The sequence below is a fragment of the Vibrio sp. DNB22_10_4 genome (assembly GCF_052879755.1).
The window spans coordinates 1,290,294-1,302,610 of the sequence record NZ_JBNNXW010000001.1 but is presented as its reverse complement, the minus strand read 5'-3'; the positions used below and the strand labels follow the sequence as shown (position 1 = coordinate 1,302,610).

The following is a 12,317-nucleotide window of genomic DNA, read 5'->3' as shown; positions in this document are numbered from 1 at the left end:
GAAAGCGTATGCGTGTGACAAAACTCGTGCTATCGAGTTGCCTGGCTATCACCCCTCTAGCGTTGACTCCGGCTGCGAGCGCTATTTCTCTGGAACAGTCTGTAGCGTTTGCGATTGATTACAGTCCAGAAGTTTTAGCGCAATATTCTCGATATCAATCCGTTATCAGAGATGGTGATGCTGCTGGTGGTGACCGATTACCACAAGTGAATTTGTATGCCGCAGCGGGTGTAGAGGAAACCCGATATAACAACGGTAACTTCATAGACCCAGACGATAGACGACTTAATCGAACAGAGATGGGTGTGCGTGTTTCTCAGCTTTTGTTTGATGGGTTTGGTACTAGCGCCAATGTTAAGCGTTTGGGCTATGAAGCGGAAGCTGAGCGCTTGACGTTGATATCCCGCGCTGAAAACGTCTCCCTGGATGTCACCAGAACGTATCTTGAGCTTTTAGAAGCTGAAACTCTGTTGCAATTAGCTAACCGTAACGTGCTTGAGCATCAAGAAATCTATAAAGATGTACTCGACAAAAAAGGCCAAGGACTAGCGAGTAATTCGGACTTAGCCCAGATTTCCGCTCGAGTGGCAACAGCGCAATCGTCACAAATTGCGGCACAAAATAACCTGTTTGACCTCAAAACCCAATTTCTACGCCAAGTTGGCAAGCCCGGCAGTGACCTGGTCTTTCCAAAATTTGATAGCGCACTACTTCCCAGCACTTTAGATGTTGCTATTCAACAAGCGGTCGACAACCACCCGGAGATTAAAGCGGCCATGATAGACATGGACGCAGCGAGGCAAGAAATACGACGCGAAAAAGGGGACTATTTCCCAGAGGTTAAAATTGAGTTGCATGCCAACAAAAATCGCAACGTGGGTAATGTCATCGGGCCGGATGAAGACATGCGCGCCATGCTGACCTTAGATTATGACCTATTCAACGGTTTTTCGACCGATGCCAGAGTTGAATCTTCCGCATGGCGATTGGAAGAGGCGCGAGCCATACGTGTAAGAACTGAGCGTGAAGTGCGCGAAGGCACAGAACTCGCTTGGAATGCCTATTCGATGCTAGAGCAGCAAATAAGACTTTTGGAGCAAAATGTGGACGCGGCAAAAATAGCCGAGCTCGGCTATATACAGCAGTTCAATGTCGGGCGTCGCAGCTTACTTGATGTACTTGATGCCAAGGTGGAAGTGTTTCTTGCGAGACAAAACTACGTGAGAAGTAAATACGATAGGACCTTTGCAGCCTATCGATTGCTTAATGCGATGGGAGTGTTGACGTACGCGTTGCGTGTCGAGCATCCAGAAGAGTGGCAGAAAGAGGGGGAGTCATAATGAAGCTAACAGTGAAGACTTTGTCTTTCGTGCTAACTCTGTGTTTGCCCTTATCCCTGCTCATCGGTTGTGCAGAAACGCCAAACACACAAACCACTCGTCATCAGATTGATGATTTACGCGATCAAGACAGTGATGGCATCATCAATCAGCGTGATCGCTGCTTGGATACTCCACTTGGTGTTGTTGTCGATAATGAAGGCTGTGCAGAATGGCAGTTTTCGGAGAAACCTGTTGTGGTTACGGTCAACTTTGATTACGACAAATCGCTGATACGCCCCGATCAAGAGCCAAAGGTATCTGAACTCTCAAATATGCTCAAACAAACTCCACAAGCTAGTGTGGTGTTAATTGGAGATACCAGTTCCGAAGGCACTAACGATTATAACCGCGCCTTAGCTAAGCGCAGAACGGCAGCGATTAAAGAAGCGCTGGAGCAGAAAGGCATTGATAGCGCACGAGTCTCAGAGCAGGAGTTTACCGAGGTGACGTTTTACACCGAAAAGCTCAAGCAACGTAAACGCCGAACCATTGCAGTGTTCTATCATCCTGAAATGTCAGCCACTCAGCAGTGGGATATTTTTACTTCAGAGAAAAGTTTGACCAGTTCAAGCAGTGTGGAGGCGCCTCGTGACTAAGACTTTTAAAGCGTTTAGCGCTGCAGCACTCTCTTGTGGGATGATGGCCTCGCCATTGCTATCAGCAGAGACGCTAGATGCGCAGCATTCTAAAGTGGCCGTTGAACCCAATCTCGTACCTCTTATGGAAGCCTTGATACAAGCTAGGAAACTTGATATTGATGTCCAGGCCAGTGAAGATATCGCGACAAGTTTAACCAAAGATAATCTGCTACTCGGTATCAGTTCACGTAAATGGCAAGATGATGAAGTGGCAAAGTTTACTCATTTGAGAGGTTACAAGCCTACCGAGCTATTTTTTACCGCTGACGTTATCGCCATTATTGCCAATCAAGACAATCCGGCCAAAGCCGTAACCCTTGCTGAGCTCAAGGACGTTTTTGGTTGCAATCAGCACCTTAACGTCACTCGCTGGCGTGATGATCAAGGTACAGAGCTTGGCGCCATGGTTCCATTAGCTATCGACAATCAACTAAAGGGGCATGATACGTTTGCCAAGTGGGTTGCGTGCGACAATGCTGAGTTTTCGACGACTAATTTTGTTATCGACAAGCCTGCATTGCTAAGTGAAATCTCGGCACAGTCAGATGCGATTGGTTACTCGGTTTACACCGACGATCTTAACGATCAAAACTTGCTAAATGTCATCAATAACTTTGGTGAGTCGTACGATGTGAATAAAGAAACCATTTTGTCGGGACGCTATCCACTGGCGAGTGTTTACTACATGTACCTTGACTTGCCACCGAACCGAGAACATTTTAATCAGCAGGAAGAATACTTTATCAGTCTGACGCTGTCTGATGAGCCAAAGCCAACATTAAACCAATTTGGCTTTATCAGTTTGCCGCCAGAGGCAATACAGCGCAATAAAGTTCGTCTGCGTTTAACAGAGCCGATGATTGAAGGCGGTTACAAATAATCAATCTGGTTATATTTATCACCGCAGTAAGACTAAGACAGCTTCTTGGATTCTCTCTTCAAGAGGCTGTTTTTGCGTTTAGCCTTCGCAGATAATCACAAAGAACTCTAGTGGCTACATCAATCTCTTTATGGCGTTTAGCCTTTCCAAGTACGCGCATCCCTTGCATTTGACAGATAACAAATTGTCCTATTGCTGTCACATCTTGCTCATCGCTGATTTCAAGGCGTTGCTGAGCGTGGGATAGCGAAGAAACGATAGCTTGCTCTAAGGTATCGAACAGCATGTTGCTTCGCTTCAATACCTCATCATTTTCACCAGCATGTTCAACGACAGCATTCTGAATAAAACAGCCACAGCTGTCTTGTTTTTGTTTGTCGGCAAATGCGCTGAGAAATTGACAGAGAGTGCCAATTCCAGAGTTTGAGCTTCGAAGCGGTTCAAGCTTGGGAAAAGACACCGAGGTTAAGTAGTTATCAAGCGCTTGGTAATAAAGCGCCTCTTTGTCACCAAAGCTGTTGTAAAGACTAAAGCGGTTGATAGCAAGAGTGTCAGTCAACTCGCTAATAGACGTATTGGCATAGCCCTTACTCCAAAACAGCATCATTGCTTGTTCTAGCTTTTCTTGCTTACAAAAATTGGCTTTTCTTGCCATACGTCCCTCTAAGATAAAAACCGCATCAAACTGCACCTGCTGGTCATTGTACAAGTACTTGCCATTATCCACTAATTAATTCTTGACCGATCGTTTAGTTATTGCATAGAGTGTATCTAAACGATCGGTTAGAAATTAAAGCTGATCAAATAAACGCTCATAAAGATGGGAATTCTCTAAAAACATACGTGCCAAAAGGAATGAACACATGAAATTGTATGATCACTCGGTCACAGTCAGCTCGAAGCGCCTAAATCTATTTCTGAAAGAAATTGGTGTTACCGATATTGAAAGAGTGGAAGTGAATGTTAGGGAAGGGGGAAACCTAGACCAAAGCTATCAGGACAAAAGCGTAAACGGTAAAGTACCATTGCTTGAGTTGGATGATGGCACTTACCTCAGTGAAACAGTAGCGATCAGTCGCTATTTTGATGAAATTACGCCGAACGATCTCAACCTATTTGGCGCTAGCACGTTAGAGCGAGCCAAGGTTGAAATGTGGAATCGCATTGTTGAAATTGATGGTATCCAAAACGCATTCCAAGCCTTTAGAAATCTATCGGGTATCTACGCCGACCGAGAGAATTGCGTTGAAGCATGGGGAGAAGAAGCGAAGCATCGAGTCGAGTTGTTCTTGCCTAAACTCGACAAGCAGTTGGGTCAGTCTAAGTACGTAGCGACAGACAATTACACCATCGCAGACATCAGTGCCTATATTTTTGTTTTTATAGCGGTCAATGCGCTCAAGGTTGATGTATTTGAGACCAGCCAGAACATCAAGCGTTGGTTTGATGATGTGTCTTCTCGTCCAGCTCTACAAAACTAAACTCTAGGCCGCACTTTTGGAAAGTGTCCAATGGAAGAAAAAGGGATGAATATTACTCATCCCTTTGTATTTGAAAAATCTCAGCATTTCACTAGGTTTATAAAGAGCGCCTAATGGAGAGCAGAGAGTGAGCCAAAAAAAAATTCTGATGGTTCTAACATCACATAGTCGGATGGGAGAGACTGAACATAAAACTGGCTTTTGGCTTGAGGAGTTTGCCGCGCCTTACTATGTGTTCAAAGATGCCGGCTTGCATATCACCTTATGTTCACCTGCTGGTGGCCACCCTCCAATTGACCCAAATAGCCAACTAGACGAGCAGCAAACTCCCGCCACTCAACGTTTCGAAGCTGATGAGGTCGCGAAAACCCATCTGACTAACACCTTACGCTTGGTTGAAGTCCGAGAGGGCGATTATGATGCGGTGTTTTATCCGGGCGGTCACGGCCCGCTTTGGGATCTCACCTGTGATCCAGACTCTGTCACACTGATTGATGACTTTTATAGTGCTCACAAACCGATAGGGGTTGTCTGCCATGCGGCTGGTGTACTCATTAATGCCGCCAATGAAGACGAATCCCCAATGGTTGAAGGTAAACAGGTCACCGGCTTTAGTAACAGCGAGGAGCAAGCCGTTGGATTAACAGATATTGTGCCTTTTTCGCTGCAAGATGAACTTGTAAAGCGTGGTGCGAGCTTCTCAAAAGCACCAAACTGGCAAGAGTACGTTGTCGTTGACGACCTGCTCGTGACTGGTCAAAACCCAGCCAGTTCTGAAGCCGCAGCAAAAGCGCTGATAAAACTACTGTTAGCCGACTAAATCTACCTATCATTTTAGTTCCACCAAGTGTGATGGCGGCTACGATTCGAAGAAAATATAATGCCGCTATGACAGGATTCTGACATTGTCCTCAATATTACGTTTTTGAATACAAACAGTCCGTAACATTGTTGGAAGAAAAGATGTCGACAAGAACAGAACGAGAAAAAATGCTGGCAGGTGAGCCTTATCTAGCTTGGGATGAAGAGCTATTATCTGCGCGAGTTAAGTGCCGTCATACACTAAAGAAACTCAACGATAGTATTCCGAATACGCCTGAGTGGAAGGAAGCCCAAGAAGCGTTGATCCCAAACCGTAAAGGCAACCTATACCTTGAGCCGCCATTTCGCTGCGACTATGGTGAAAACATCCATGCTGGCAAGAACTTCTACGCTAACTTCAATTGCGTGATTCTAGATGTCAATGTGGTCGAAATTGGAGACAACGTATTGTTTGCACCAAATGTTCAAATATATACGGCAGGTCATCCGTTAGATGTAAAAGGCCGCGTTGAAGAGGAAGTTGAATTTGGCTTACCCATTAAAATCGGCAATAACGTTTGGATTGGCGGAGGGGCGATCGTTTGTCCTGGTGTTTCGATTGGCGACAATGCGGTCATTGGTGCAGGCAGTGTGGTCACCAAAGACATTCCGGCTAACACTCTCGCTGTAGGCAACCCGTGTCGAGTTATCAAACAAATCAATAACGATTAGAGTTGCCTCCTAATTACTTTTTTGGCGCTTGCCAACTTGTCTTTTGATCACCTAATGTGGGTACATGTTAGGTGACTTTCTCTTTGGTTATCCAAATTAGTACCAATAGTTTATGATGCGTCAAAAAACTGTTGCCAAATCATCGACTTTTTGACGTTTTATTTGATGTTGGTTCCATTAAACCCTATCATGTTCGCTTTGTAATACTCGGTAAAACACTAGTTGTAAACATGGCGTTGCATTATATGGATTTTGAATTGTCGTTAGGTTTGATGGAGTCTGCGTTAGAAAGCGCGTCTGTTGCTGTCATTATTACCGACGAACAAGCTCAAATTTGTTTCGTCAACGATCAGTTCGTCAAGCTAACAGGCTATGCCCGCGAAGACGTCTTGGGCAAAAATCCGAAACTGCTAAAGTCAGGAAAAACCACATTGGCAACCTATGAGGATATGTGGTCGAAGCTGCTTCAAGGTAAAGATTGGGTAGGCGAACTGGTTAACAAAACGAAAAACGGCTCGCTGTTTATCGAGCATGCTCATATCAGTCCTTTCAAGTATTTGGGCAAGTCCTATTACATTGCGGTCAAACGTGATGTGACGTCTGAAAAACACCTCAACGATAAGCTGAGCGATCTCGCTTATTTTGATCCGCTTACTCGTCTTCCAAACCGCACCTCTTTCTTTGAGCATCTGCAACGCTTTCTAGTCGAAGAGCAACAAGCGGAGCACCCGTATTCGTTGTTGTTAATCGATCTCAATGAGTTTAAGTCTATTAACGACAGTAAAGGACACGATTTCGGCGATCTGTTCCTTCAAGATGTAGCGAAGCGCTTTAGAGCGGCGGTAGGGGACAACGGCCTAGTCGCAAGGCTTGGTGGTGATGAGTTTGTCGCATTGCTACCCAATTGCTCACAAAGTCGAGCGGAACATTACGCTCAGCATTTGGTCGACGCGATCGCCTTCATAGAAGTTGGTAACAAATCTGAGCGAGGCTCTGCGTCTGTTGGTGTGACTACAAATGTAAGTCGCAACGTTCCGACGAGTTTGCTACTAAAGCAAGCGGATCTTGCGATGTACCGTGCCAAGCAGTGTCAAACCACCTGGATGAGTTATGACGAAGCAATGGGTGAGCAGTGGGGGCGTAAAACGGCGATGGCTCAACGTCTCTCGCAAGCTATCGAATCACACAAGCTCGAGGTCAGCTTTTTACCCGTAGTTGAGATAGAAACGCATCGTATTGTTGCATTTAAAAGCCGACTAGAGTGGAGCGACTCGATGTTCGGTGATGTTGATAGATTTGAGTTTATTCCTATCGCTGAAGAGTCTCAGTTGATCCGCAAACTGAATTTATTCACTATTGAGCAAGCCTGCAAGTACGCTTCGGTCGGTGAATTAAAAACGGTGGCGGTAAAAGTTTCCTCTAAGAACTTTGGTCATGGATTGTTTACTAAGGAAGTGACAGAGATTCTCAACAAGTATCATCTGCCACCTCATTGTTTGGTGCTTGAAGTGTTCGAGGACATGTTGTCTAAGAAACGTTGTGTGGATGAGTTGTACCAATTAGTGGAGCTTGGTTGTCAAATTACCGTGGCAGACTTTGGTATGGGGCACATTTCTATATCCGAGCTTCGTGAGCTACCATTGCAAAAACTTAAAGTTGGCGCGCAATTGGTGGCAGAAATTGCACAAGATCGCTCGGTGGAGCAGGTGGCGAAAGCGATTGTAAGTCTCGCCAAAGTACTAAACATTGAGACCATTGCCGAAGGTGTTGAAACATCAGGGCAACTAGAGTCTCTAAAAGCTATTGGCTGTCATTACGCCTCTGGTCCCTACATTTCTGCCAATATGTAATTCGCGTAATTTTGTCCAAGTTAATCTCTAGATATTTGCGTCTTGAGATTACTTGGGTATGGCTATTCATTACCTTGCATTCTCATCCTTTTTAGTAATCAGTTAAGCCCTATTTGTAGGCTGTGAAGCCGCTTTCATCCCCCTTCTATCCAGTCAAAAATCTCGTTGAGTAGGAATTTGAATCTATTCACGAAAAATGCATCGAAACGTTTCGATGAGGCGATCTAAGTCACAGTTAAATGCTACCTCTCTCGATCTTTGTACACGCTACGCTAGGATTGTCATCGAAACGTTTCGATGGTTGTTTTATCAACAGTGAATAGGTAGTGATGACCTCTACTTTTGCAACCGTTGTTTGATGGTTATTCAAGCCCTACAGATTTAATAAAGCCGCATGAAGCAGGTATAAAAATGAAAAAAAATGCCCTAATAAATTCAGAACTTTCTTATTTGGTGTCGACATTGGGCCATACCGATGAGGTAACGATTTGTGACGCTGGCCTTCCGATTGCAGATGAAGTTCAGCGTATTGACTTAGCTCTGACCCATGGCGTTCCAGCGTTCTTGGATACGGTAAAAGTGTACCTTTCTGAAGCTCAGATTGAAGGCGTCATTTTGGCAGAAGAGTTTAAGCAGGTGAGCCCTGAGTTGCATGATGCTTTGTTATCCGTGATTGAGCAGGAGCGAGAAACAAGCGGTAAAGCAATTTCGATCTCCTATATTTCTCACGAAGACTTCAAGACAAAAACTTTGGATTCAAGAGCTGTCGTGAGAACGGGTGAGTGTACACCGTATGCCAATGTGATTTTCCAAGCTGGCGTCGTCTTTTAGAGCGCCACTTATTACGAGTTCAGTTCAGCGAAATATACAGGACATCTTCATGCTGCAACCCATTTTACAACTCAGCGAGATTGAAAAAGCTTTCCCGGGAGTGAAAGCTTTGGATAAAGCCAGCTTAAATGTGTACCCCGGAAAAGTGATGGCATTGCTTGGTGAAAACGGCGCCGGTAAATCGACGCTTATGAAAGTGCTGACGGGTATCTACTCGAAAGACTCTGGCGAACTTCGCTATCTAGACCAAGACGTCTCGTTTAAAGGTCCGCGTGATTCACAGCAAGCGGGCATCAGTATTATTCACCAAGAGCTTAATCTTATTCCTGAGCTCACTATTGCTGAAAACATCTTCCTCGGCCGAGAAAAAACCAACGCGTTTGGTCGCATCTTATGGTCGCAGATGTATGCCGAAGCGGATCGCCTACTGGCGAGGCTTAATGTGAAACACCGCGCGAAAACGCCGCTTGGTGAGCTTAGTCTTGGTGAGCAGCAAATGGTTGAAATTGCGAAAGCGCTGTCATTTGAGTCTAAGGTCATCATTATGGATGAGCCGACTGATGCGCTCACTGATACCGAGACGGAATCATTATTTAGCGTGATCAACGAACTGCGCGAACAGGGCTGCGGCATTGTTTATATCTCGCACCGCCTCAAAGAAATCTTCGAGATTTGCGACGATATTACGGTATTACGTGACGGCAAGTTTATTGGTCAGCGCACAGTGGCTGAAACAGACGAAGATACGCTGATCGAAATGATGGTAGGACGCAAGCTTGATGAGCAGTATCCGCGAATTGATGCCGTTCACGGTAAAACCAGTCTTGAAGTGAAAAACCTTTCAGGTTCTGGTGTCAATGACGTGAGCTTCACTCTGGATCAAGGTGAAATTCTTGGCATTTCAGGTTTGATGGGCGCAGGCCGTACAGAGCTGATGAAAATCATTTATGGCGCGCTAAAACGCCAATCTGGTGAGGTGATTCTCAACGGAAAAACGATCAATCCAGACAGCCCTCAAGAAGGTCTTGCCAATGGTATTGCTTACATTTCTGAGGATCGTAAAGGTGATGGCTTAGTTCTGGGCTTATCAGTAAAAGAGAATATGTCGATTTGTGCGTTGGAGCAGTTGTCGAAAGGCATGCAAATTCAACACAGCGAAGAAGTCATTGCTGTTGAAGACTTCATTAAGCTTTTTAATATCAAAACTCCAACACGCGATCAAATTATTGGCAATCTTTCCGGTGGTAATCAACAAAAAGTGGCGATTGCAAAAGGGCTGATGACCAAACCTGCAGTTCTGATTTTGGATGAGCCAACACGCGGTGTTGATGTAGGCGCCAAGAAAGAGATCTACCAACTTATCAACAAATTTAAAGCAGATGGCATGAGCATTATTTTGGTGTCATCTGAAATGCCAGAAGTACTTGGCATGAGCGATCGAATTTTGGTGATGCATGAAGGGCACATAAGCGGTGAGTTTATGGCTCAAGATGCAGACCAAGAGAAACTACTAGCATGCGCTGTCGGTAAAAATGTAAGTGAGGAAGCAGCATGAACAACAAAACCATCAACAAAGAGATGAGCGTTGAAATGGAAAACAAAAAGCCTCTTTTCAATAAAGAATGGTTGATTGAGCAAAAATCACTGATTGCGCTGATCTTCCTAATTGTCGTGGTGTCTTTTTTAAACCCGAACTTTTTCACCGTCGATAATATTCTGAATATTCTGCGTCAAACCTCTGTGAACGCAATTATCGCAGTCGGTATGACCTTGGTCATCTTAACTGCAGGCATCGACTTGAGTGTTGGCTCGGTACTCGCACTTTGTGGCGCGTTTGCGGCCAGTTTGATAGCGATGGAAGTTCCGGTACTGATTGCGGTTCCAACCGCACTTCTTGCTGGTGCAGCTCTTGGTGCTATCAGCGGTATTATCATTGCCAAGGGTAAGGTTCAGGCGTTTATCGCTACCTTGGTGACTATGACACTTCTGCGCGGCGTGACCATGGTGTACACCGATGGTCGTCCAATTTCTACGGGCTTTACTGATACTGCTGACGCATTCGCATGGTTTGGCACGGGTTACGCTCTGGGCATCCCCGTTCCAGTTTGGATTATGGTCGTTGTGTTCGCATCCGTTTGGTATCTACTTAACCACACTCGCTTTGGCCGCTACGTTTACGCGCTAGGTGGTAACGAATCAGCGACTCGCTTGTCAGGTATCAATGTCGATAAAGTGAAGATTGGTGTTTACGCCATCTGTGGTCTGCTTGCTGCACTGGCTGGCATTATCGTTACCTCTCGTCTGTCATCCGCTCAGCCTACAGCGGGTATGGGATACGAGCTTGATGCTATCGCAGCGGTTGTTCTTGGCGGTACCAGCTTGATGGGTGGTAAAGGTCGAATTATGGGTACGCTTATTGGTGCTCTGATCATCGGCTTCTTGAACAACGCACTTAACTTATTAGATGTTTCCTCTTACTACCAAATGATCGCAAAAGCAGTGGTTATCTTGCTGGCGGTACTGGTAGACAACAAAAACAAGTAACTTCGATTAACACTAGATTATTTACAATAACAGGCTCGACAATGAGTTGAGCCGCCCCCTACACAAAGGACTAAAACGATGAAAAAACTAGCCACTTTAATCTCTGCTGCCGTGCTATCTGCTTCTATGTCTACAGCTGCATCAGCACAAGACACGATGGCGATTGTTGTCTCTACGCTTAACAACCCGTTCTTCGTAACGATGAAAGAGGGTGCGGAAGCGAAAGCCAAGGATTTAGGTTACAACCTAATCGTTTTGGACTCGCAAAATGACCCAAGCAAAGAGCTATCAAACATCGAAGATTTAACTGTACGTGGCGTTAAGGCAATTCTTATCAACCCTACAGATTCAGACGCAGTATCGAACGCTATCCGCATGGCAAACCGCTCGAACATCCCGGTACTAACGCTTGACCGTGGCGCTAGCCGTGGTGACGTAGTGAGCCACATTGCATCTGACAACGTAGTCGGTGGCGAAATGGCTGGTCACTACATCATGGAGAAAGTAGGTGAGAAAGCGAAAGTTATCCAACTAGAAGGTATCGCAGGTACGTCAGCAGCACGTGAGCGCGGTGAAGGCTTCATGAACTCAGTAAAAGGTTCTCAAATGGAACTTCTTGCTAGCCAACCAGCAGATTTCGACCGTACTAAAGGCCTGAATGTAATGGAAAACCTTCTAGCAGCGAACCCTGATGTACAAGCGGTATTCGCACAGAACGACGAAATGGCACTCGGTGCACTTCGCGCAGTTCAAGCAGCGGGGAAAGACGTGATGATCGTTGGTTTCGATGGCACTGAAGATGGTATGGCAGCGGTGAAACGCGGCAAACTAGCAGCAACAATCGCACAACAACCAGACATGATCGGTGCACTAGGTGTGGAGACTGCTGACAAAGTACTGAAAGGTGAAAAAGTAGAAGAGTACATCCCAGTACCTCTAAAAGTTGTAGCTGAGTAATCGGCGAAGCGACGGTAGGAGCTAGCCAGTAGTTCCTCCCCTTTATAAGGGGAGGCTAGGAGGGGTGCTCTTAAATTTGCGAAGCAAGTTTGAGTGGTGCGCATGAGTCAAAGTCCCGCGCACTTACCCCCTCTAGCTCCCCCTTATTAAGGGGGAGAACTAACAGGCTCGCTGCGCATCGCCTTACAACCAGATACCTTCGGCTTGCCACTCCAAGGCAA

12 protein-coding genes are annotated in these 12,317 nt (G+C 45.6%); 11 read left to right on the top strand and 1 reads right to left on the bottom strand.

Annotated features, from left to right (window positions below; all coding sequences use genetic code 11):
• Positions 1–8: 8 nt before the first annotated feature.
• The 3 genes from ACVA6Q_RS05655 to ACVA6Q_RS05645 are packed head-to-tail and all read left to right on the top strand — an operon-like array spanning position 9 to position 2,900.
• Positions 9–1,340, top strand: a complete 1,332-nt coding sequence (locus ACVA6Q_RS05655; protein ID WP_418642331.1) for a TolC family outer membrane protein — start codon at positions 9–11, stop codon at positions 1,338–1,340.
• Positions 1,340–1,978: an OmpA family protein gene (locus ACVA6Q_RS05650; protein WP_446646821.1), complete on the top strand. Its 639-nt coding sequence runs from the start codon at positions 1,340–1,342 to the stop codon at positions 1,976–1,978. Before ACVA6Q_RS05655 ends, ACVA6Q_RS05650 begins: the two co-directional genes overlap by 1 nt.
• Positions 1,971–2,900, top strand: a complete 930-nt coding sequence (locus tag ACVA6Q_RS05645; RefSeq protein ID WP_446646820.1) for a PstS family phosphate ABC transporter substrate-binding protein — start codon at positions 1,971–1,973, stop codon at positions 2,898–2,900. The genes ACVA6Q_RS05650 and ACVA6Q_RS05645 overlap by 8 nt, the downstream gene beginning before the upstream one ends.
• A 58-nt stretch (positions 2,901–2,958) precedes the next feature.
• Here the strand turns inward: ACVA6Q_RS05645 and ACVA6Q_RS05640 are convergent, their stop codons facing one another.
• Positions 2,959–3,555, bottom strand: coding sequence for a TetR/AcrR family transcriptional regulator (locus ACVA6Q_RS05640; RefSeq protein ID WP_446647189.1), 597 nt, complete (start codon positions 3,553–3,555; stop codon positions 2,959–2,961).
• Between the two features lie 208 nt (positions 3,556–3,763).
• Between ACVA6Q_RS05640 and ACVA6Q_RS05635 the strand changes: the two genes are divergently transcribed.
• The 8 genes from ACVA6Q_RS05635 to rbsB all read left to right on the top strand — a co-directional run bounded on the left by ACVA6Q_RS05635 (position 3,764) and on the right by rbsB (position 12,096).
• On the top strand, positions 3,764–4,381 hold the full coding sequence (locus ACVA6Q_RS05635; RefSeq protein WP_446646819.1) for a glutathione binding-like protein: 618 nt from the start codon (positions 3,764–3,766) through the stop codon (positions 4,379–4,381).
• A gap of 127 nt (positions 4,382–4,508) precedes the next feature.
• The gene (locus ACVA6Q_RS05630; RefSeq protein ID WP_446646818.1) at positions 4,509–5,201 is read left to right on the top strand and encodes a type 1 glutamine amidotransferase domain-containing protein; all 693 of its coding nucleotides are present in this window, start codon (positions 4,509–4,511) and stop codon (positions 5,199–5,201) included.
• A gap of 143 nt (positions 5,202–5,344) precedes the next feature.
• Positions 5,345–5,914, top strand: coding sequence for a sugar O-acetyltransferase (locus ACVA6Q_RS05625; protein WP_446646817.1), 570 nt, complete (start codon positions 5,345–5,347; stop codon positions 5,912–5,914).
• A 245-nt stretch (positions 5,915–6,159) separates the two neighbouring features.
• The gene (locus tag ACVA6Q_RS05620; protein WP_446646816.1) at positions 6,160–7,764 is read left to right on the top strand and encodes a sensor domain-containing protein; all 1,605 of its coding nucleotides are present in this window, start codon (positions 6,160–6,162) and stop codon (positions 7,762–7,764) included.
• A 411-nt stretch (positions 7,765–8,175) separates the two neighbouring features.
• Positions 8,176–8,595, top strand: a complete 420-nt coding sequence (rbsD, locus tag ACVA6Q_RS05615; protein ID WP_446646815.1) for a D-ribose pyranase — start codon at positions 8,176–8,178, stop codon at positions 8,593–8,595.
• Positions 8,596–8,644: 49 nt separating this feature from the next.
• Complete coding sequence (rbsA, locus tag ACVA6Q_RS05610; protein ID WP_446646814.1) at positions 8,645–10,150, top strand: ribose ABC transporter ATP-binding protein RbsA; 1,506 nt, start codon at positions 8,645–8,647, stop codon at positions 10,148–10,150.
• On the top strand, positions 10,147–11,139 hold the full coding sequence (rbsC, locus tag ACVA6Q_RS05605) for a ribose ABC transporter permease (protein ID WP_042497513.1): 993 nt from the start codon (positions 10,147–10,149) through the stop codon (positions 11,137–11,139). Before rbsA ends, rbsC begins: the two co-directional genes overlap by 4 nt.
• A 78-nt stretch (positions 11,140–11,217) precedes the next feature.
• Complete coding sequence (gene rbsB / locus ACVA6Q_RS05600) at positions 11,218–12,096, top strand: ribose ABC transporter substrate-binding protein RbsB (RefSeq protein ID WP_042497516.1); 879 nt, start codon at positions 11,218–11,220, stop codon at positions 12,094–12,096.
• Positions 12,097–12,317: the final 221 nt, after the last annotated feature.